Below are 22,320 nucleotides of genomic sequence, written 5' to 3' on the forward strand. Positions count from 1 at the left end.
GCCTGTGACCAAGCCCCGACTTTATCTGTTGGCCGGCAACGGCAGCACTGCGCAATGGTGGGACGATGCCGTGCCGCATTTTCAGCACTATGATGTGGTGCCGCTGGAGTTGCCGGGGTTCGGCAGCAATCCACAGCCGCCCTGTGATGACCTGGCCGCTTATGCCGAGGCGCTGTTGCAGGCGACAGTGCGGGGGAGTGCGATCGTCGCCGTCGGGGTCAACGCGCTGCTGGTGCTGCACGCGTTGCAGCGTCAGCCGGGGCACTTCTGCCGCAGCGTGTTGCTGGCGCCGGTCGGGGCCTTCCTGTGGCAGCGGCGCTTGCCGGCGTTGATGTCGCCGCTGCCGATCCGCAAGACTATCCACTGGCTGCTGGCCAACAAGCCCGCGCTGTTCGCGAGCAAATTTTCGCGGCAGACCTGGACGCCCGCGCAATACCAGCGCATGGGCACCGGCTATGCGAACTGTCGCGCATTCGTGCCGTATTGGGATCTGGTGCGCGCCGATACGGCCCTGCCGTTGCTGGAATGGATCGAGGACCCGATTGAGCTCGTCTGGGGCGATCAGGACAACGTGCTGGGTATCGCTCAGGCGGCGGCCTGGTCGGCGATCCTTGCCCGTGCGGACCTGACCATCAGCTTGAAACCGGGTTGGGGGCATTATCCGTGGATCGACACGCCGGCCGAATTCGCCCAGTGGCTGGAGTCGCAGCAGCGCGGGTTCGTCGCCCATACCAAAGGCGGGCGCTTGCAGCTGGCTGCCTGTGCCGGGCAACCGGTGCCGACCGCGCTATCAGTGACCGACAGCCACGATCCGCGCCTTGCCGGCCTGCTTGCCAGCCAGGAGGATGCGACCTGGGCAGTACGTTCCTCCAGCTATGGCGAGGACCAGGCCGATGCGGCCAATGCTGGCTTGAGCACCACGTTTTTGCGCGAACCGGCGCGTAACGTAGCGGCGCGAATCGATGAGTTGCGCGAAGCAGGCGTCGAAGAAGTGGTGGTGCAGCGCTTCGTCACGCCGGTCATATCCGGTATCGCTTTCGTGCGGCATCTATCGGTGGAGCTGGAGTGGGTCGAGGGCCATCTTGAGTCCTTGGCCGACGGTCAGGCCAGCCCCGAGCGGGCGATCATTTCTCGCCTTGGGGAGGCCTGGAGCAGCCATAGCTTCAAACCCACACACGGTTTGACCAAGCAGGCGCTGTGGGATTTTCTGCAAGGCGTGCTACGGGTCTTTCACTACGTGCCTGGGGATGTCGAGTGGGCCTGGGACGGCCGTCAGCTTTGGTTGCTGCAATACCGACCAATCAGCGACTACGGTTGGCGCCGACACCTGACCGCCGCCAATATCGCCGAGATCCTGCCGCCGCAGCCTAGCCGTTTCGTCGAATATGCTCAGCGCCGCGCGGCGGCCAGCATCCCGGCGATCATGGCGCGTTGGGACGGCAGGGTGTTGGAGGACAACGAACCCTTTACCGCGGTGTTCGGGGGCGCGTCGTACATCAACAATGACCTTTTTCTCGCGCGACTGGCGGACTGGGGCGTTGCCTCCAGCAGCTATGCCGGTGAAGTGGGCGGCGCGGCGCCTCATCTGCCATGGCGGCCGCTGAAACTGCTGCGTGCACTGCCGTTGTTGCTGCGCATGCAGCGCATTGCCCGCGGGCATCTGCTGACCCTCGAAGGTGGTCTGCGGCGCTTCGACCAGGAGCTCGCGCATCTGACCGCGCAGGGTGCAAGCGCCAGGGTCCTGGCCGACTGGTTCACGCGCTTCTACGTGTTCGTGGTGCAGGGCAATCTGTGCATCGCTACGGCGCTGGCGAGCAGCGGCGGTGATCTGCTGGGGCGCCCGCCGACCGCTTACAACAACCTTGAAAATACGCCGCATCGGCTGCCGTGGGAAACCGATCCCGGTACTCCGCGGCCACTGTTCACCGACTTGCCGTTGCAGGCCTTACCACACTGGCCACGCAGCATTCGCCTGGCCCATGCCGCCGGCCTGCCGGGCCTGCGAGGCTATTACCTGCAAGTGCGGGAGTGGTATCGCGACAACCTGATGCGGGTGTTTTTCCGCCTGCATCATGCAGTGCCGCACGCCGAGCGCAAGCACTGGTTCGCGCCTCATGAGGGTGTACGAGTCCGCACTGGCAGCTTCTGGCAGGACGGCCGCGAAGGCAGCGAGCAGGCCGCTGGTTTCATGATCTATCCGGGCGAAGTGCGCGGCATCCTGGGTGAGGACATCCTGCTCGAAGACACCCTGGACCCGGGTCGCCACAGTCACTACCAAAGCGCCCGCGCGGTGATCGCGCGCATGGGAGGGCGGCTGTCCCATGGCTCGACGCTGCTGCGGGAATTGCGGAAACCATCGGCGGTGTTGCCGGATGTCGATCCGGCCTGGGTAGGGCGCGAGGTGGTGTATCGGGATGGCGTGCTGACGTTGATCTTTTAATTGCATTTGCGCTTGTGTGAATTCTGGTAGGCATTATTCGTCTAGTTGGTCAGGGAAGAATGAGAGCGGCGGATGGGTGGATCTCCATTGATCAGCGAATTTTTTTCCTTTCTTCATGTCTGATTCCGTCATCTTTGACTCTATTCTAGGTATAAGATCTTTAATATCAGCTTGCATGCCCCCACCCCCATCAAGCTCCGCAAGTAATAATGTGAGTCCATAAGCTTTAACCAAATCCAATGGATAGCCGTAGTCATCTGGTTCATGTGCTGAGCCGGTGGCGTAAGCTAGTACTGAATCTGCATATCCTGCTTCCGCCGACTTTATCCGCCATTTCTTATACCCTTCGATGTCACCCTTGCGCGCAAGTATCCCGCCGTAGGCCACCATTCCTATTGGGTATCCGCCTTCTGCTGAGGCCTTCATCCAGTGCTCTACGGAGCGATCACGCTGCCCAGGAAGCCAGAAAGAACCCTCTCCCTGTTTTTGCAGTGTAGCTAACAAATATTGAGATATGGCGTATCCGTTTTTCGCAGAACTCTCGAGCCAGTTCAAATCGCCCGTAAGCTCGTACATGAAGTATAAGGCTTCTCCGTTGCCTTGCTCGGCGTTTGGAAGAGTTATTTTTTTTGCTTTTTCGATCCAGTCTTTAGGAGATGTATCGCTCTGCTGGCAATTTTTCATCTCGACACATAGATCAGTACCTGCGCGACCCAACCGGATCATTGCGTAGATATTTCCTTGCCGAGCGGAGGCTTCGTACCATTTTACTGCGTCTGATGACAAGTACTGCTTCTGCGAACGTATTTCCTCTGCCAAATAGTATTGGGCTTCCGCATCCCCGGCTTCTGCAGCGGGTAGTAACTTGGATGTTGATGTTTTATATTGGTTAAATAGTACTATACCTTCGAATTTTTCCTTGATTTGCTCCTTTGAAAGTTCTGCGCTAGATATGCTAGGGGTAAGGAGGAATACCATGAGAGCGGCGGCTCTGAATCGTTGTTGCACTTTACAATGCTCCGGTTGAAGGGGAATAAATGATAAGTGGTAATGGTGTGAATATGCTATTTCTCTGGATTATTTTGCAGCAGTCGTCGAGCTTTTCTCCAAGCACATCAACGGTCCGGCGGTAGCGCGCTCTCGCGTTGACGCCCTGCTGAGATTCAAATTTCAAAACTTCCACGCTAATATAGCTATCAAGTGTGTATTTATTTTCGCAATAGGCTTGTCCAGAGTCTGGGCGAGGTGCTCCAAATTTGTTCATGCTTACGCATGCAGATATAAATAGATCCTGCGCTTGTGTAATAGTATTATTGGTTTTTGCGTTATCAAGAATCTAGGTTAGGATTCTCTCAATCGCTTGCTGTTGAAGCACATAAGCTTTGCCTTGGTTGTAGTACGTTTTGTGAGTAGCTATTCCGTCAGGTGACGTATCGACCACTGTGAAAGATTGAGGGTCCGACGTCAGGGTCATTAGCATAGGGCCAAGTGCTGCAGGCGTTGCATTCACAAACCATTCCTCCAGCTCCGCCGGCTTGTCATACGTCATAATCGTATGCGCAATCGCCCCCCCGCGCCCGCCACTCATCAGGGCCTCATACAAGTTCATAATCGCATCAACACCCATCAAATACATCATATCCACATCCAACCCGACAGCCCCAGCAAGTTCAACCTGGACGCCGGATCCGCCGCTTCCTCCGACATCCAAGTAACCCGCTGCCCCTCATTCTTGTGCAACTCCCGCCGGAACAGGTTGATGAGGTCCACCACCGCCTCATAACCCACCTCAAACGCAAAGCTGCCCGTGGCTCCAGGCCCAAGCACTACCGCAGCTTTCATGTTGAGGATGAACTTGCCCTTGTCCACGGATACTTGCGCATCCGCTTTTATCCCCGCGCCGAAAGCGCCGCCTAGGCTGCCGCTCAGTTTGGCCAGGGTCAACCAAGGGCTCTCGCTTTTGGCCTCCGCGCTGTTGCTGATGCCGAGGGTCGGAGCTGCCTTCAAGGCCGCCAAGTCCTTGGGCGGAGCCCAGTTCATGGCGCCGGTCAGTTCGATACCCGCCTGCCTGCCAGCGAACAAGTTGAAGCTGGCCTTGGCGCCTTGATTGATCTGGACATTGGCGGCGTTGCCTTTGAGCTTTGTTCAGAGGTATTGTTGGACACCACCGTGGCGGCTTTCGATTCGTGCTGCAGGGGATCGCTGGGAAAGGTAGGGCCAGCCTCCTTTTTGCTTTTTTCCTCGGCGTCGTAGGCTTCGTCACCACGCGTCAGGCAATATCGGTTTCGTTCCATCCAAGGAGGCCAGTGACTGCCGTGCGATGTCCTAGCCATTTATCCTCTTGCTTCAGTAAGTTAGCTTGTCTGGGAAAAAGGACAACGGAGGATGTGTCTTTGTCCAATGCTCGGCTAAAGCATCCGCTTTCGCTACCTCTTCAGGAGACATCTTGGCCGTAATTTGAGGGAGCGCATCATCGACATATTCTTGGACATTTCCACCCCCGGTTAATACTTTTAATGTTTTAATTAGTGCGTAGCCTTTTACTAGGTCTTCTTTAATTTCTATCGCGGATGGATCGACGCCTAAAAAGTAGCCATAGCTATATACGGCTTTCTCGTACCCTGTATTTGCTGCGGTCTCCAACCAGTGACGTGCCTCTTCAAGACGATCCTGCTGTCGTAGTTCTCCGAAGTACTCCATCATCGCTTTCGGGTTGCCATTTTCCGCTGATGATTTCAAAAGTTCGTTTACTGCCTTTTTTCTACTGCCTGGAATAAAAAAATATTCTTTGCCATCTTGATATAAGTTGGCAAGCATGAGTTGTGCAGGCGCGTAGTTCCGCTCGCTTGCCTTTTTCAGCCAGTCGATATCTCCGGTGGAATTATACATAATAGTCATTGCTTCGCTATTGCCGTTTTCAGCTAAAGGCTTCGCTGAATGGATCAGCGTTGTAAACCATTCATCTGCGGTCTTGCTATCCGTTTGGCAATTATTCATTGCTACACAAAGGTCATCCGAGGAACGAGCCAGTTGAAACATGGCATAAAGATTTCCTTGGTCTGCTGCAGCTTTATACCACTTAAATGCTTCCGCTGTTATATATTTCTTGCTGTTTCTTATCTCGTTGCCAAGATAGAACTGAGCTTCGCTATCTCCAGCTTCGGCTGCTATTTGGAGTTGAGGTGCAGCGACTTTATGTTGATTGTAGAGTATTATCCCTTCGTCCTTCGCCGAATTTTGATTGGGGTCAAGATTAGGTCTGGCTATTGATAGGGCAGAAATTGATGCCAGAAAAAATATAATGATAATTTTCGTGGCCTTAAACATTTAAGCTCCTTTAGAGATTGGGTTTAATCGGGTCCAGGTTGGCCCCGTACTCGACGTTGTCGCGGCCGATCCCGATGCTGCCCGCCAACATCAGCGAGGCGCCGGCGTAGCCCCAGGCGCGCGCGCCGAAGTGCATGGTTCTCAACCATCCAGCTTGTCTGGAAAAAACGACAACGGTGGATGAGTTCGCCGCCACTCAGAAGCGAATGCTTTGCCTTGGGAAATTTGTTGTTCACTCATTTTAGCTTTGATTTTTGGATAAATCTCGGCGACCAACTCTTGCATTCCCCCACCACCGTCTAACTCTGCTACCAGCGACATCAGGCCGTATGCTTTTACCAAGTCAAGTGGGGTCTCGGTTTCATTTGATTCATGAGCAAAATCGCAAGCCAAGTTAAAAACGGCGTGTGCATCGCCGGCTTCTGCTGCTTTTACACTAAGCTTTACATACGACTCCATGTCGCCATGCTGGGCCAAAATGGCGGCATAGGACATTATGCCGTCAGGGTAACCGGCCTCCGCAGAAATTTTCATCCACCGCTTTACAGAGGATTCGCGCTGTCCAGGGAGTAAGAAAAATCCCTCCCCTTGCCGGTCACCAATGCCCATCAAATATGCTGCCCGGCCGTATCCCTGTTCAGCAGATTGTTTAAGCCATTCTCTATCACCAGATAGGTGATACATCAGGTACATCGCTTCACGATCTCCTTTGCGGGCTCTGTTCTTTGCAAGGGTCGTGGCGTCTTTTAACCATTCGCTCGGGGTTCTTTCTGCCTTTGGACAGCTTTTAATCAGCGCGCAAAGATCATTGTTTATGCGTGCGAGCCGGATCATTGCATATATGTTTTCTTGCTTTGCAGAGGCTTCGTACCATTTAAATGAATCTTCATCAATATAGTGATTTTTTTTCCTTATCACCTCCGCAAGGTAAAACTGTGCCTCACTGTCCCCAGCGGAAGCGCCTATAGTGAGTTCGCTTTCGGCAAGACTGTATTGATTAAATAGGACTATACCATTTTCTGTGGCTTCTTTTTGCTGCGGAGTTAATTCGGCCGCAGTTGCGAATGTCCAAAGTAGAAGAGTTCCTCCGCATAAAACCAAAAATTTAACGATATGCATTTGTGGCTCACTCGATGTAAGATATGTAGGGTGTAGGTGTAAATACATTGTATCTAGGGATGGTCTGAAGTAGGCAGCTATTTCTCAACTGCTGAGCCATAGCGGTTTCAAAAAACGGCAGCCGTTCAAAATCGATCAAGTCTGCCGCTTATTTCATGCATTTTTTCCGCAGCAAGCACCTTGCAGCGGCTATTTCCCTCATTACGGGCGCACCTCTCCCGCGCCAGAAAGCAACTGTCGACGTGCCATCCACAGGTTCGACAGGGCGAACAACGTCACCATCTGAGCAGTGTTTTTCACCAAGCCTCGGAAGCGCACTTTCGTATAACCAAACTGACGCTTGATCACCCGAAATGGATGCTCAACCTTGGAGCGAACCTGAGCCTTGGCTCTCTCGATCTTGCGTATTGCTTTGTACAACACGCTGCGTTTTCCGTGCTTCTTGTAGGTGCTGCGCCGGGCTGCAACCTGCCAGATGACTTGGCGTCCAGCATGCTCTTTGCGCTTCTCGACACCGGTATAGCCTGCATCGGCGCAGACCACGTTCTCAGAACCGTGTAGCAGTTTGTCGACTTGGGTCACGTCCGCCACGTTGGCCGCAGTGACCACCACGCTGTGCACCAGCCCCGAGTCATCGTCGACACCAATGTGCGCTTTGGCGCCGAAGTAATACTGGTTGCCCTTCTTCGTTTGGTGCATTTCCGGGTCGCGTTTACTGTCCTTGTTCTTTGTCGAAGTGGGCGCATGAATCAGCGTGGCATCGACGATGGTGCCTTGTCGCAGTGACAGGCCACGCTCGCCCAGATAGCCATTGATCACGCCGAGAATGCCAGTGGCCAACTCGTGTTTTTCCAGCAGGCGACGGAAGTTGAGAATGGTGGTTTCGTCCGGGATTCGCTCCAGGCTCAGGCCGGAAAACTGGCGCAAGATCGTCGTCTCGTACAGCGCCTCTTCCATCGCCGGATCACTGTAACCAAACCAGTTCTGCATGAGATGAACCCGCAGCATCGCCATCAACGGATACGCCGGACGACCGCCTTCGCCCTTCGGGTAATGGGGTTCGATCAGAGCGATCAAACCCTTCCAGGGCACGACCCGATCCATCTCGATCAGGAACAATTCCTTACGGGTCTGCTTGCGCTTACCGGCGTACTCGGCGTCGGCGAAGGTCATTTGCTTCATCATCGAAAAGCTCGGCGATTGGTGTCCGGGGATTCTGCCAAATCAGGAAGTCTTTTTCAGAATTTCCCTAGGTATTATTTTACAATGCCCTTCGTATTGCTCTCCAAGTTTCGATGCTGCAGATTTGTATTGGCTACGGTATAGGTTTCCGTCCTTTCTTTCTAGTTGAAGTACCGGTACGCTCATAAAAACGTCGAGATCATATCTATTTTCACAATAATACTGCCCAGGTGTCTTCGGGCTTTCTCCAAATTTATTCATTCGTGCGCAGGCATCAGTGAATTGCATTTGTGCATTTGATAAGCTGTTGCTTTCAGTTGAGCTATCATAAATCCATTTGACTATCCTGCTAATTGCGGTTTGCTGGAGTAAATACGCTTGTCCTCGATCGTAAGTGATCTTTTCTCCAGTTGAATCATTAATCGCTTGAAATGCGTTAGGCTCTCTAATTAACGTCATCAGCATTGGCCCTAGAGCAGCAGGAGTCGCATTTATAAACCACTGTCTCAGCTCTGCTGGGTTATCATATGTCATAATGCTATGAGCAATAGCCCCCCCACGCCCGCCACTCGTCAACGCCTCATACAAACTCATAACGGCATCAACACCCATGAAATACATCATATCCACATCCAACCCGACAGCCCCCAGCAAGTTCAACCTGGACGCCAGATCCGCCGCTTCCTCCGACAGCCAAGTAACCCGCTGCCCCTCATTCTTATGCAACTCCCGCCGGAACAGGTTGATGAGGTCCACCACCGCCTCGCGCTGTGCACGGCTGATGCGTGGTGCGCGGGGGCGTCTTTTCGCCATGTCTTGGCCTTCCTTGGGAGCGGTGTAAAACGCGGCATCGTTGCGGCGGCAGGTCGTAGAGTATGTGCGTATCAATGCCTCAGCTCCTGCAAGTTTGGAAATACTCTTTGCAGTCAACTCCGTATCGTTGAGAAAATGCCGGCGTGTAGGTCGCGAGTATGGATGCCGCGCTCCAGTCTCCTGCTCGCAGTCGACTTCCCTACGAAAACTAGAACCCCATGAACCGCTAGTGTCCGCGCGGGGTTGGCCGGGTTGATCTTACAGACGGCGTGATCGGTGTCGAAGATCGTTGTGGGGTGGAGTTGTTCGCCCGAGAACCCGTTGGTCTTTGCAATCAGCTTGGGCATAACTGGAAAGTAATAATAATGAGATTGCAGTGAAGTAGCGCATGATGGTTATGACACCATAAGAGGAGGGAGAAAATGTTTGGCCGCGGCAGATTTAAAAATTTACGCATTAGTGCCTAGTAGTCCCATTTGCAGGGGAGAGCGATAAAGGGGGGCGTCCTTTCTTGCTTTTGAAAACTAGGCAGATTGATGATTTCGTTTGATTAGGTCATGGGCGCCTAGCTATCTATCAAGCTTGTCTGGAAAGAACGATAGAGGTGGGTGGCTGTCTTTCCAGTGTTCGGCAAATTTTGAACCTTCGTCAATCTGTTGAGAGGTCATCTTGGCCTTTACCTTGGGGAACACTTCACCCAGGTTCTCTTTGATATCGCCGCCGCCTTTGAGTTCGGATATAAGCAAAAGCAAACCATACGATTTTACCAAGTCTAATGGGACGCTATACTTATCAGGCTCGTGACCCAAGTCGCAGGCTAAGTCAAATACAGCAGACGCGTATCCTGTCCCCGCCGCCTTCTCCTTCCACTTATTGAAACCATCGATATCGCCACGTTCAGCCAGGATTGCGGCGTATGACATCATTCCCTGAGGGTATTGGCCTTCAGCAGACGCTTTCATCCATGCTTCAACGGAGGCAGCTCTTTTGCTGGGCAGGAGGAAAAACCCTTCGCCCTGACGGTCTCCTATTCCCATCAGGTAAGAAGCTTGAGCGAATCCATGCTCCGCTGACTTCTGCAGCCAGTCACGATCACCACTCAATCGGTACATAAGATACATGGCCTCCGCATCCCCCTTATCCGACCGGGATTTTGCCAAGCGATTAGCTTCAATCAACCACTCTTGAGATGTTTTTTTTGCGGGTGGGCAATTCTGCATATCCTTACACAGATCTGAATCTCGATCGCCCAGCTTGATCATAGCGTAGATGTTGCCCTGCGCAGCAGAGGCTTCATACCAAGCTAAAGATTCGGGAGTAATGTATTGGCTTTTGCGGCGCAACTCTTCAGCTAGATAGTACTGGGCGTCCGAGTCACCCGCTTGCGCAGCTACAGTAAGCTCGTTAGTGGCAGGCATGTATTGATTATATAATTCTATTCCTGCTTTCTTTGATTTTTGTTCTGCTCCGGTTAGGCCGGCAAACGTGATTGAGCACCACGCCATTAAAATTATAGCTAACGCATATAGTCGTTTACTCTGCATTTGGTCAAACTCCTGTTTATTCGCTATATAGGATGAGTGGTGCGGAACTGAACGGGTTATACGTAGGATAGACTTTACATTTGCCGTTCATTTGTGCCCCGAGTTCGTTCGCCATCCTGGTGTAGCGTTGTCGCATCATATCGCCGCCCCCCGATTCGTGTCGGAGGATGGGGACACTCATGAAGCTGTCTAAAGTGTATCGATTCTCGCAATATGCTTTTCCAGAAGCTTTTAGCTTTTCGCCAAATTTATTCATCCGCATGCAGGCTTCTAGAAATTGGCTCTGCGCTTGTTTTGACGTTCCTTGGGCATTTGCATTGTTGTAGATCCAACCTAAAATTCGCTCAATGGCGTTCTGCTGTACCAAATAAGCGTGGCCTTGATCGTAAGTAATTTTATTGCCGCCTGAAGAATTTGTAACGTCGAATGACTTCGGTGCGGACGTCAAGGTGAAAAGCATTGGCCCTAGTGCAGCAGGTGTGGCGGTAATAAACCACTCTTGCAGCTCAGCTTGATTTTCATACGTCATGATCGTATGTGCGATTGCTCCCCCTCGACCCCAACTCGTCAAAGCCTCATACAAGTTCATTATGACGTCCAAGCCCATCATATAGACCATGGCAACGTCCATTCCCGCAGCGCCCAACAAGTTCAGCTTGGATGCCTGATCCGCTGCGTCATCAGTGATCCAGGTTAGCCGCTGGCCCTCGCTCTTGTGTAGCTCCCGTCGGAAGAGGTTGATGATTTCCACTACCGCTTCATAGCCGACTTCCATCTTGAAGCTGCCCGTTGCTCCAGGCCCGAGAACGATGGAAGCTTTCAGATTTAATATGAATTTGCCCCGATCCAGCGACAACTGTGCATCCGCCTTCATACCAGCACCGAAGGCCGCACCGAGACTGCCGCTGAGTTTTGCCAAGGTCAACCATTGACTATCGCTTTTGGCTTGAGCCGCAGTGCTGATGCCGCCAGTCGGCGCGGAGCGCAAGGCTGCGAGTTCTCGCGGAGGCGCCCAGTTCATGGCTCCGGTCAATTCGATACCCGCCTGTACACCCGCAAACAGGTTGAAGCTTGCTTTGACGCCTTGGTCAATTTGGACGTTAGCTGCCTCGCCTTTGAGCTTAGTGTCGGACGTGTTGTTGGAAATCGCCGTGGCGGCTTTCGACTCGTGAACCAACGGTGCACTGGGCGTCTGATCACCCGCTGCTTTCTTGCGTTCCTGCTCGGCGTCATAGGCGGCGCGCTCCTCCTTGGCAGCCGCGTCTTGACGTTGTGCTGGCTTGATGGGAGAGAGGGTTGCACCATATTTTGTATTGCCAGGAGTGACTTCTACACTGCCTGCCAGCATCAGTGACGCGCCTGCATAGCCCCATGCGCGGACACCAAAGTGCATGGAGAAGCGACCCAGGTTCATGCTTTGAGGCGTGTTTTGATCATCAATGTAATATTTGACTGTGAGGTCGGTAGCCTTGGCGCGATCGGGCAGGTCCACCTTGACGAGCTCGACTTCGCCGCGGGCAAGATCAAAGCTCAGGGCGGCACTGCCAGACATCTCGAAGCCTTTAGTGGCAGAGAACGACGGACCCTCACCCTTGAATTCATGGTGGATGTTTTCTTGGGGAGGGGTCAGACAACGGACAAACTGCGCCTGGGGGCTCTTGTCGAAGAGGCGCAGGGATCCGCGCACGCTTTGCTTGAATACCATCTGCTTGAGTCGCTCCCCCCATTCTTGTCGATCAGCGCTATTTTGTAACTGCGTGACGGTGATGCCTTTGGTCTTCAAAAATAAGTAAAACTTGTCGATGTCGAACCAGCCTTCGTGGCTGAACCATTCACCCGCCTGATCGTCAATGCGCAAAGCGCCATGGGCGGTGAGCCATTGACCAAACACGCTTAGAGCGCTGTCCTTGCTAGCGCCGCCGTCACCGTTGCCTGGCAATGTCTTGAAGGCCTCCGGTACTTTTTTGCCGGCTTTGGTGAGGTCTTGTTTGATGATTTTTTCGGCATCTCTGAGGTTCAGGACACTTAGCCAACTCAGTGGTTTTTTCTTTGCCCCTAGCGTACTGACTTCACGGAGGGGAAAGCCTGCCTTGACTAGCCGATCAACCGGCTGAGGCTGGAATTGCTCGGGGTCCCACAGCAGGTGGCGGCGTATGCTCGCCGCATCAACGTTCTGCCGGGCTTTTTCCTTCAAGCCCTCTTTCACCGTCTGCAGCCGATCCCACTCGGCGCGTTCGGCCGCTACCAGACCCGCAGGTGCCTTGGCGTTCTGGCCGCTCGCATCGATCCAGCTCTTGTACTTTTCACTCAGTCTCTTATTGACATCCAATTGAGCCTTTTCTGCGGCAAGGTAGGCATTGAATTGTTCGATACCGCTGGAAATGTCGGCAGTCATCAGCGCATATTCCGGCACGGCTATCCCATATTCCGCGACTCTGATGATGGCATCCGTATAGTCTGCGTATTTGAACTTGCCAGCCTGTTCAGCCCGCCATGCACCGTATGTGGACATGGCCGCGTTACAAGTCGACATGCAATTGCGCAGGTCTTCGTAGCGTTTTTTGTTTTCCGCGAGCAGCCTGGCAATCTCGTCTGTGCTGTAGACCTTTGCGCCTTTATCGGTCAGTAGAGGCTTGCGCAACTCCAGATAAGTTTGCACACGCTTACGGGCTTCCATGGCCGCTGGGGTGAACAGGCTGCCATTTTCATAGGTATAACCTTGAGTCTTCGCTTTGGCGACGGCCTTTTTTTTGAGCAGCTGCCATTCGGCATGGAGCTTGCCCATGTCGACGAGCTTGTCGCGCACCGTGCTCAGGTCGTCATTGGCTTGTTTCAGCTGATTCAGGCGCTGCGTGAGAACGTCGGTGGGGGCTGCTGCAGGCGCAGGGTTGGCTTTCGCTTCGGCCAGTTCCTTCTCTCGTTTGCTCCGTAACACCATGGAGGGGGCCAAGGCAATATCCGGTTCCTGGGCCTCGATTGCGTCCATTCGAGTTCTGTCTTCGCCCTCAAGGAAATTGCTCAGCTTTGGTTCTAGAAAGTATTCCAGCAACCCGCTGTCATCGAGTCCCTTGATCCGTTCCTCATGAGACTTGCTTGGCGCTATCTGCTTTTCGAGCGTGTAGATCGCTTCGGTCATGGACGCTGCAGCGGTCTTGCTCAGAAACCAGAACTCCTGCTCCTCGGTGGCGTAGATCACTGTTTCGAATGTCTGGGAGCAAGGCGGTGCCTTTGGCTCGAAAGATACCGAGCACGATTGTGCAAGGTCTTTGCCTGGGCCAAGGTTGAGCACAGGCTTAGCGACAGGAGCAGTAGTATCTGCAGCGGGGGCTTTAGCGGTATCCATGGTGCTTCCATTCATATCGTTGCGTCAGTGTCATCAAGCGGTGGTGCCTGCCATTTCCAGCAGTCGATCCACTTTGATGAAGTCGTAGTCCGTGGTTTGCAATATCGCCATTGCCTGCGGCTGAGCCGCGAACGGCGCTTCAGCGGTCAAGGTCGCGAGCTTGAGCAGGTGGTCGCTTTGGAAGATCTCGCCCTGCACCAGCAGGTCGAGGTTGACGATGATTCCGGGAAGCCGGGCCCGCTCCGGGCTGCCGTATTCGGCAAAATACTCATCCAGCCAATACAGCCAATCCAGCCGCTGCTGATCCTGCGCGGTCCGTGCCGGCAGGGTAAAAGCCGGGTGCTGTGACAGGCAATGGGCGTTGGGGTTCCCGGGCCAACTCAGCCAGCTGCGCGCAGTGTCGAAGAAATGGCTGGGGGCAGGGCTGTACACGCTCAGCCAAGGCCCAAGCAGCGAGTCTCGTGTAGCGCCATCGGTGAGGCTCAGGGCGGCCCACAGGCTGGGCTTGTGGTAGCTCAGCAGGCTCTGCCCGCCGGAGCCGTCATTGGCGCGCAGCAGCCAGCGTGCATGGGCCAGCGCCTTGGCCGGGTGGGCGGTACGCAAGGCGATGCCGCCGAGCTGGTTCTCGCACAGTCGAGCGGCACACCGGGCCAGTTCGCCGCCCCAGCGTGCTTGCAGCCAGAGGGGGCCGTCATCCATCGACGCGAATTCGGTACCGAAGTAGAGCGGCTCGATCTCGATGGGTTCGCCGACGCCGTACAGTTGCGAGAGGGCATCGCTATGGGTCTGCCGGTCGATGATGAAACACAGGGTTTCGCCCGCCGCAATCGCGCTGAATGCTGTCGCCGGGAGCTCGAGCAGGCGGTCGAGTAGATCTACATGCATTGGCAATCCTTACGGCTGCAGCTGCCGTTGCTCTGTTTGCCGCACAGGGGTGTGATGCCGGATTTAGCGACGGACTTGGGCAGCGGCACGGTGCCCGCCGTATCGGTCGCCGCCAGCTTCATCACCCCCGGCAACGCCGGTGCTGCAGGAGTGCCTACACCCGCACTGCCGCCCTGATTGATCAGCACTGTGGCACCACTCATCAACACGCCGCTGCCATTGATATTGACGAAGCTGCCCGCCGCTCTGAGGGTGATCTGGCTACCCGCTTCGCACACTACCTTGAGGCCGCTGCCGAGGTGGATTTCCTGGCCCGCCTCGACGAACAGGCCGTTGCCGATCTGCAGGTGCTGGGTCTGGGCGATGGTCAGGTGGTCGTTGGCGCGGGCTTCGACCTTGCGGTCGAGGGTCACGGTGAGGTGCTCTTCCTTGCGGTATTCGCTGTGACTGTCGGCCTCGACGCGGTCGTGGCGGGTATTGCCGACGCGGATGCGCTGGTTGTGTTCGATGTTCTCGTCCCAGTCGCGCTGGGCGTGCAGGTAGATCTGCTCCTGGCCCTTTTTGTCTTCGATGCGCAACTCGTTGTAGCCGCCACCGCCGGGGCTGCTCATGGTCTTGAAAATGCTGCGCGTCTTGTTCGCCGGCAGCGTCGAGGGCACCTGGTTTTCCGTGTGGTACAGGCAGCCGGTGACCAGTGGCTGGTCGGGGTCGCCCTCGAAAAATCCTACCAGCACTTCCATGCCGACCCGCGGAATGGCGATGCCGCCGTACTTGGCGCCGGCCCAGGTATTGGACACGCGCAGCCAGCAGCTGGTCTGGTCGTTGGCCTGGCCTTCGCGGTCCCAGAAGAACTGCACCTTGACCCGCCCGTAGGCATCGCAGTGGATCTCTTCGCCCGCCGGGCCGGTGACCACCGCGCTCTGGCTGCCGAGGATGCGCGGCTTGGGATGCTTGAGGGCGGGGCGGCTGGGGACGTCCCAGGGGGTGGCGAAAAACTGGTTGCGGTAGCCCTGGTGGAAGTCGTCCTTGTGGTCGGTGGTGTCGCTGGTCACCGACTCTTCCAACACTTGCGGTTGCTTGCCGTGGTGACGCACTTCGGTCAGCAGCCATAGGTCGTTCCAGGCGGTGCGGGTGTGCTGGGTCAGGGGCAGGAAGTGCCCACTGACCAAGGTCGCCACGTCGCTGCGGCCTTCGGCGAGCTGGTAGTCGCTGCGGTGGCGCTCGAGGGCGCGGGTGGCGAGGAGCTTGCCACGGTCGCGGTCGATGAAGCGCCCGGGGTAGTCGTAGTCTTCGAGGTCGGGCTCGGCGTCGTTACTGGCGGGCGGCGTGTAGGACGCTTCCATCAGCAGGTGCGGCAATTCGAAGTTGTAGTCCCGTCGGGTGATACGGCTGGTGCGCGCTTCGAGGCGCGTGTTGAAGCGTTTGATCACCGGGGTATCAGCGACCATGCCGGTGTCCTGCTGGTAGGCCACAGGGGCGATCTTGGGGAAGACGGTCTGGTCGTCACCGAACACCAGGCGGTGGCCATCAGTGCTGTGCTCGAAGTGGTAGTGCAGGCCTTCTTCTTCACACAGGCGCTGGATGAACGCCAGGTCGGTCTCGTCGTACTGCACGCAATAGTCGCGATCAGGGCAGGGTGTGCGCAGGGTGAAGGTGTAGGCATTGCTTTGGATGCCGTGGTCCTCGAGGACCGCAGCGATAATCTTGGGCACGCTCAGGTGCTGGAAAATCCGTTGATTGACGCGGTGCTGCAGGTACGCCAGTTGCGGGCGCAGGGTCACGTGGTAGCGGGTCAGCCGTCTGCCAGCGTCACCTTGCGCGGCGCGATAGATCAAACCGTGGATGCCGCTTCCAGTGGTGGAAAAGGCAAGGAAGGCCGGTTTGTGCAGCAGGCTTTGGAAGTCAATGCTAGCGTCTTCGCAGACCAGTTCGATCTTGAACAGGTAGGGCTGGTTCAGGCCTTCGTGACCCGTGAATTCCAGGACTTGCAGGTCGTGGTCACAGCCGTCGATGGTCAAGGTGAATTGAGGCTGGTTGGCCGGCGAGAACATCCACTGTCCCTCTGTTGAATGGTGTGGCGGGGGGCGCGCATGGCGGCGCTAGAAACGACATCGGTCAGGGAGCCTGACCGATGTTTTTTACGCTGGCAGCCTTACTCAGCTGGCAACGGGCGAACGCCAGTCATCCGAACCGGTAGTACCAGAGATCTCATGAGTCCAAGTGATTTTACGGTAGGTGAAGTAGACGTCTTCCAGGTGAGTGAAGTGCGACATGTTCGGGTCCTGGCAGTTAGGCATATGCGACTGCACGTCGACGATGATCGCGTCTTCGATCTTGATGGTGTAGTAGTGCTCCTGGGTGCCGGCAGCCGAAGTGCGGTACCACTGGATTTCACAGGTGGTCAAACGCTCACCGGAAGTCAGGGCGTTGAAAATCAGTGGCGACGATTTGTCGAAAACCTTGGTGATCATCAGTGGCTTGTGCACACGCTGACCGGTCGGTTGGCCGGACTGTGGGTCACGCGGGATGATGACCTGGTGGTCGAAGGCTTCAACCAGAATCTGGTCTTCGTGACCTTCCTGGTAGATGTTCCCGACGGAATCCTGGGTAAAGGTGCCGGCGGTGATCAGGCCTTGCTTGGTACCGGTGATCGACAAATACGCTGGTGTTGGCATGAAAGCTCTCCTTGAGAGGGTGAAAATCGGCCCGGACGGGTTTGTCCTGGTACCTTTTAGCAGTCAATTGCCGTGCCAACTCTGTTTTATCCAGTAAAATCAATTGGTTGAACTGATAAATTGAAATTATTGGTGATTTTTTAATCGATTTATTCTGAGAAGTGCGCAACTTCTTGCACACCACTGTGCAAGAAGTTGCCATGTGGCTGGAGGCCCCGGACTACGTGCCCTGGAGAGGAATTAGGGGTGTTTTGCGGGATTTTGGGTGGCAAGAAGTTGCGCATCATGGCGCATAGCCGCTACTCAGTTCGTATCGCATGAAATTCCAATGATATGCGAGATAGCCTGTCAGCTTTGAGGCAGTCAATGGATTGAGCAAGGCTCAACGACGCCTTTATTTCAGGAGATCTAGCGATTCATCTAGGCAGCACAGCCGAGGCACTTGATAAATATATTGAGCGCTATGCAGACTTGATTCCACCTCCCGAGCGTTGCAACAGCGGATGGACTTCACCCTGAGGTCAGATGCCCCCAAGGTGTCAAACGAAAGACCAGCATGGATCTGCTCGAGGCCTTGGACCCTGACTGAGGAACGAGCATTGGATCGTGCCAAAGGCTGCTTACTAGGTCTTGCTGTCGGCGATGCTGTAGGTACCACGCTAGAGTTTCTTTGCTCGACGGGCCCGCATCCGGTGCGGGGCTGGTGGTGCATAACAAGCTGCTGACCTATCAGGACAAGCGTTATCGCTATGACGGCTTTGGGCGTTTGATCGAGAAGCGCAAAGGCAGTCAGGTGGTGCAGCGGTTTGCCTATGATGCCGAGCATCGGATCAAGGAGATTCGAACCCGGGATGGGCATCGCGAAACGGTTTTGAGCATGACTTATGATCCGCTGGGGCGGCGGATCGCCAAGGCCGAGCGTGATGGCAATGGTGTTCTGCTGGGCGAAACGCGGTTTGATTGGGATGGCCTGAAGCTGCTGCAAGAGCATCGCCATGGACGCAGTAGTTTGTATGTCTACTCGAGTGAAGGTAGCTATGATCCCTTGGCACGGGTCGATGGGGTTGGCCCTGAGGCGCGGATTCGTTATTACCACAACGACCTGAACGGCTTGCCCGAGCAGTTGACTGAAGACGATGGACTTATTGTCTGGCGGGCTAACTATCAGGTTTGGGGTAATACCCTCGAAGAATTCCGCGAGCCGTACTATGTTGAAGAGCAGAATCTACGGTTTCAGGGGCAGTACCTGGATCGTGAAACGGGGCTGCACTACAACACGTTTCGGTTTTATGATCCGGATGTGGGGCGGTTTGTTTCGCCGGATCCGATTGGGTTGTTGGGTGGGATTAATGCTTACCAGTATGCACCTAACCCGTTGGCATGGATCGATCCATGGGGCTTTAGCTTCATGGCGCTTGTTGGGCAGGTTGCAGAACGAACTGGGAAGAAGTTCCAAGGGGCTGAGATTTACAGATTTACTGATAAAATTAAAATTGGCGATGTTGCCTTTAAGAAAGGTGATTATTTCTACTTGGACAATATGCACAAAGATCATTTTGAGGCGTTCTCTAAAACGGATGTTTCTAAAGGCGTTTTTAATCTGGATGGTAGCAAAAATGAACGAAAAACCACCAAGGCAGCAAATCGTAAAGGCCCGGGATGCTAGGGATGCAACTCAAAATATATTTAGCAATACGGATAACGATATAGAAGATACGTTTTGCTATAATCTTTTCGAGAATGGGCTTTTCAATGAGTCACTAATGCGAGAATTGCTGCAGGATATGCAACTGATTGTCGCTCTGCAGGGCATTAGCTTAGAAGAGAGGAAAGCTATAAATTGGATTTGTTTATGTGTGTTGAGGAGCTTTACTTCTCATTTCGACTGTACGGATCGATACAAAATAAAAAATCTTGATGATGAGATGTACTCGAGGTGGAGTGGAGAGTATTTTGAAACGCTTAGGGATATCGTTTCTAGCAACTTGGTTGAGTGAATAGGGCGCGACTTAAAGTTTTCGTCGTAGGGCGTATACAGCGTCTATGCCAAGACAATTTTGCAGTTTAGCCAATTTTTTCTGATTCTTTTGATCGAATCGCTGGCTATAGTTTTACACCAAGGATAGCCCCACCCAAATGGACCTCCTAGACAACGTCCCCTCCTGGGACGACGTCGAGCGCAACCTCGACCTCAAGCTCCGCCAGCTCGACCACGGCGTGAAGTCCACCTGGCAGAGCGCCCAGGACGGCTGGATCGGAGTATCCCGCCAAGTCAGCGAGGGCGCCAGCCAGGCCTACGGCTACGTGGGCGGTTACCGCATCGATGCCATACGCCAGGCGATGTCGCGCCCCTATCCGCTGATCGAGTCGGACCTCAGGCGAAAGTGGGCATCAATCAACATCGACCAGATCCTCCCGGTGCTGTTGCAACTGGTGAAGGAAGTCGCTTTGATCCTCGGCGCCAGCGTGGCGGTCGGTACAGCGGCCGGTGGCGCTACGGGTGCATTCTCCTTCGGCGTGGGCGCGGTACCGGGCGCTGCGGCGGGCGCCGGGATCGGTTTGCAGATCGGCAACCTGATTCTGATGGGCCTCGGGCTCAAGGCCATCGCCGAGTACTTCTACGATGGCCTGCCCGCTTGCCTGTCGAATATGGCGCGTTTATGAGTACCTCACCCGCAACCGGATTCATGGGCGATGTGCAGATGCAGGTTACTGGGACTTCGGGCCGCGATATCAGCTTCCTTTCGGCGTTTCCCGAAGCTGAAGTGCTGTATCCGCCAGGCGTACAATTCGAAGTATTGAACCGTATCGAGCAAGGTTCCACGACCCACATCGCTATCAAAGAGATCCCATGATTGATTTAAGAAGCTCCACCGAAGCCATCGATCAATACATCGCGCGATATGCCGATCTGCTCCCACCGCCGTCGCCGCAGTTGCGTCAACGCATGGACTACACCTTGGCGCCCGATGCGCCCAAGCCAGCGAATGTAAAGCCGGCCTGGCTCACTTCCAGGGCCTGCACCCTCACCGAAGAGCAAGCGCTCGACCGAGCCAAGGGCTGTCTACTGGGGCTGGCGATCGGCGATGCCGTGGGCACGACCTTGGAGTTTCTGCCGCGCGACCGCGAGCACGTCGACGACATGGTCGGTGGTGGGCCGTTCAAGCTTCAGCCGGGGGAATGGACCGACGACACCAGCATGGCGCTGTGCCTCGCCGATATGTATTTGGCCAAGAACGACTTCGACTATCAGGACTTCGCCGAGCGCCTGTGCCGCTGGTACCAGAAAGGCGAGAACAGTCATAACCAGCGCTGCTTCGACATTGGCAACGCTACTCGCGAAGCGCTTGAGGGTTTTCTGGCAAAAGGCCTAGGCTGGTACGGCAACGATCACCCGTCCACGGCGGGTAACGGTTCGATTATCCGTTTGGCGCCCACTGCGCTCTTCTGGCGGCACTCGCTATCGGCGACCTGGCAGCAAAGTGCAGCCCAAAGCCGTCCAACGCATCGGGCGATGGAGGCCGTGAGCTGTTGCCAACTGTTCGGTGCGCAGTTGAATCTCGCCCTTAACGGAGCAGATAAAGATGAGGCCTTGGCGCCGAAGGTACGCCCGTTATTCCCGCGTCCTTTGCTGATCAATGCGGGGGAGTACAAACAAAAGACCCGTGAACAGATCCGTTCTTCGGGGTATGTGGTCGACACGCTGGAAGCAGCATTATGGGCGGTATGGAACACTGACAATTTCAGAGACGCTATTTTGCTGGCTGCGAATCTGGGCGACGATGCCGACAGTGTGGCGGCAACGGCCGGGCAGATGGCCGGGGCGCTGTATGGCGTATCGGGGATACCGCCTGAGTGGGTGCGGGATGTGGCGTGGTCAGAGCATATCCAAAGCCTAGCGCAGCAGCTGTTCGAGCGTGGGCCTGTTCATTACGAGCGCGATGGCGTTATTTACGGATAGCGTGGGCACGTTCTTCTGCCTAACAGGTGATGTATACCGGTGAAGCATGTACTACGGCAGCGGGCACCTGCACCAACTCAATCTCGATGGCCGGGTGATCAGCGACTTCGAACGCGACCGCCTGCACCGTGAAGTGACGCTCACGCAGGGGCAACTCAATACCCGCCGCGAATATGATCGGGCAGGGCGGTTGCTCAGTCGCTTGCGCCGGCATGCCCGCGAGCCACTGCAATTGCCGGCTCCGGCGCAAACGCGGTTTGATTGGGAGGGCCTGAAGCTGCTGCAGGAGCATTGCCACGGGTGCAGTAGTTTGTATGTCTACTCGGGTGAGGGGAGCTATGATCCCTTGGCGCGGGTCGATGGGGTTGGCCCTGAGGCGCGGATTCTTTATTACCATAACGACCTGAACGGCCTGCCCGAGCAGTTGACTGACGACGATGGCCATACCGTTTGGCGGGCTACATACCAAGTCTGGGGCAATACCCTCAAGGAGATCCGCGAGCCGTACCAAGTTGAAGAGCAGAACCTGCGGTTTCAGGGGCAGTACCTAGATCGTGAAACGGGGCTGCACTACAACACGTTTCGGTTTTATGATCCGGATGTGGGGCGGTTTGTTTCGCCGGATCCGATTGGATTGTTGGGTGGGATTAATCTGTATCAATATGGACCTAACCCCGTAAGCTGGGTAGATCCTCTTGGTTGGAAACCTTGTTTTGAAAATGATGCGGCAAAATCACGTGCTGAGAAAATAATCCACAAGTTTGGTGGTAAACAGGAGGGAGAGAATCGTTACAAGATGCCTAATAGACGCGCTGCTAGGCGTGCTGCGTCGGAGATAGCTGGTGACTTAGGTAATGGGGCTAAGATAATTCAGAAAAAAGACTTCAGGGTGGGGCCTCCCAGCTGGCGAGATAGTAAGGGACGCATAGGTGTGCAGAAGCGGGACCAATCTGCAGGCTGGCGCGATGACTCACGAGGACATCCTCAATTTGAGGTTGGTTCTCATGTGAATGCCTGGAGTATTAAGAATG

General features: G+C 55.0%; 16 protein-coding genes and 4 pseudogenes. 7 read left to right on the forward strand and 13 right to left on the reverse strand.

The window, feature by feature from the left end:
- Positions 1–4: 4 nt before the first annotated feature.
- Positions 5–2,440, forward strand: coding sequence for an alpha/beta fold hydrolase (locus REH34_RS16010; RefSeq protein ID WP_311968421.1), 2,436 nt, complete (start codon positions 5–7; stop codon positions 2,438–2,440).
- A 33-nt stretch (positions 2,441–2,473) separates the two neighbouring features.
- Here REH34_RS16010 and REH34_RS16015 read toward each other — a convergent pair whose 3' ends face one another.
- The 13 genes from REH34_RS16015 to REH34_RS16075 all read right to left on the reverse strand — a co-directional run bounded on the left by REH34_RS16015 (position 2,474) and on the right by REH34_RS16075 (position 17,328).
- Positions 2,474–3,448: a sel1 repeat family protein gene (locus REH34_RS16015; RefSeq protein WP_311968422.1), complete on the reverse strand. Its 975-nt coding sequence runs from the start codon at positions 3,446–3,448 to the stop codon at positions 2,474–2,476.
- Between the two features lie 328 nt (positions 3,449–3,776).
- Positions 3,777–4,079, reverse strand: a complete 303-nt coding sequence (locus tag REH34_RS16020) for a hypothetical protein (RefSeq protein WP_311968423.1) — start codon at positions 4,077–4,079, stop codon at positions 3,777–3,779.
- Entirely contained in the window at positions 4,076–4,522 is a 447-nt protein-coding gene (locus REH34_RS16025) for a hypothetical protein (RefSeq protein ID WP_311968424.1), read from the reverse strand. Before REH34_RS16025 ends, REH34_RS16020 begins: the two co-directional genes overlap by 4 nt.
- A 264-nt stretch (positions 4,523–4,786) precedes the next feature.
- Positions 4,787–5,767, reverse strand: a complete 981-nt coding sequence (locus REH34_RS16030; RefSeq protein WP_311968425.1) for a sel1 repeat family protein — start codon at positions 5,765–5,767, stop codon at positions 4,787–4,789.
- 10 nt (positions 5,768–5,777) lie between these two features.
- The gene (locus REH34_RS16035) at positions 5,778–5,903 is read right to left on the reverse strand and encodes a hypothetical protein (RefSeq protein ID WP_311968426.1); all 126 of its coding nucleotides are present in this window, start codon (positions 5,901–5,903) and stop codon (positions 5,778–5,780) included.
- Between the two features lie 5 nt (positions 5,904–5,908).
- On the reverse strand, positions 5,909–6,886 hold the full coding sequence (locus tag REH34_RS16040; RefSeq protein WP_311968427.1) for a sel1 repeat family protein: 978 nt from the start codon (positions 6,884–6,886) through the stop codon (positions 5,909–5,911).
- 201 nt (positions 6,887–7,087) lie between these two features.
- Complete coding sequence (locus REH34_RS16045; RefSeq protein ID WP_311972103.1) at positions 7,088–8,068, reverse strand: IS5 family transposase; 981 nt, start codon at positions 8,066–8,068, stop codon at positions 7,088–7,090.
- Between the two features lie 42 nt (positions 8,069–8,110).
- Positions 8,111–8,881: a hypothetical protein gene (locus REH34_RS16050; protein WP_311968428.1), complete on the reverse strand. Its 771-nt coding sequence runs from the start codon at positions 8,879–8,881 to the stop codon at positions 8,111–8,113.
- A gap of 569 nt (positions 8,882–9,450) precedes the next feature.
- Positions 9,451–10,425, reverse strand: a complete 975-nt coding sequence (locus REH34_RS16055; protein ID WP_311968429.1) for a sel1 repeat family protein — start codon at positions 10,423–10,425, stop codon at positions 9,451–9,453.
- Positions 10,426–10,441: 16 nt separating this feature from the next.
- On the reverse strand, positions 10,442–13,768 hold the full coding sequence (locus REH34_RS16060; RefSeq protein WP_311968430.1) for a peptidoglycan-binding protein LysM: 3,327 nt from the start codon (positions 13,766–13,768) through the stop codon (positions 10,442–10,444).
- A 33-nt stretch (positions 13,769–13,801) separates the two neighbouring features.
- Complete coding sequence (locus tag REH34_RS16065) at positions 13,802–14,653, reverse strand: DUF4123 domain-containing protein (RefSeq protein ID WP_311968431.1); 852 nt, start codon at positions 14,651–14,653, stop codon at positions 13,802–13,804.
- Positions 14,644–16,704, reverse strand: a complete 2,061-nt coding sequence (locus tag REH34_RS16070; protein ID WP_311968432.1) for a type VI secretion system tip protein VgrG — start codon at positions 16,702–16,704, stop codon at positions 14,644–14,646. Before REH34_RS16070 ends, REH34_RS16065 begins: the two co-directional genes overlap by 10 nt.
- 105 nt (positions 16,705–16,809) lie before the next feature.
- Positions 16,810–17,328, reverse strand: a complete 519-nt coding sequence (locus tag REH34_RS16075) for an Hcp family type VI secretion system effector (protein WP_311968433.1) — start codon at positions 17,326–17,328, stop codon at positions 16,810–16,812.
- Positions 17,329–17,742: 414 nt separating this feature from the next.
- On the opposite strand from REH34_RS16075, the pseudogene REH34_RS16080 reads away from it, so the two are divergent.
- The 6 genes and pseudogenes from REH34_RS16080 to REH34_RS16105 all read left to right on the forward strand — a co-directional run.
- Positions 17,743–17,999 (forward strand): annotated as a pseudogene (locus REH34_RS16080) (ADP-ribosylglycohydrolase family protein); the annotation flags it as partial.
- A pseudogene (locus REH34_RS16085) lies at positions 17,981–18,994 on the forward strand (RHS repeat domain-containing protein); the annotation flags it as partial. The pseudogenes REH34_RS16080 and REH34_RS16085, both read left to right, overlap by 19 nt.
- A gap of 470 nt (positions 18,995–19,464) precedes the next feature.
- Positions 19,465–19,980, forward strand: a pseudogene (locus REH34_RS16090) (DUF6861 domain-containing protein); the annotation flags it as partial.
- Between the two features lie 8 nt (positions 19,981–19,988).
- Positions 19,989–20,183 (forward strand): hypothetical protein, encoded by a 195-nt coding sequence (locus REH34_RS16095; protein ID WP_311968434.1) that lies wholly within the window; start codon positions 19,989–19,991, stop codon positions 20,181–20,183.
- A complete protein-coding gene (gene tri1 / locus REH34_RS16100; protein WP_311968435.1) occupies positions 20,180–21,289 on the forward strand; it encodes an ADP-ribosylarginine hydrolase Tri1 in 1,110 nt (369 codons plus the stop codon). Before REH34_RS16095 ends, tri1 begins: the two co-directional genes overlap by 4 nt.
- A gap of 46 nt (positions 21,290–21,335) precedes the next feature.
- Positions 21,336–22,001, forward strand: a pseudogene (locus REH34_RS16105) (RHS repeat domain-containing protein); the annotation flags it as partial.
- Positions 22,002–22,320: the final 319 nt, after the last annotated feature.

The organism is Pseudomonas baltica, assembly GCF_031880315.1.
GTDB lineage: Bacteria > Pseudomonadota > Gammaproteobacteria > Pseudomonadales > Pseudomonadaceae > Aquipseudomonas.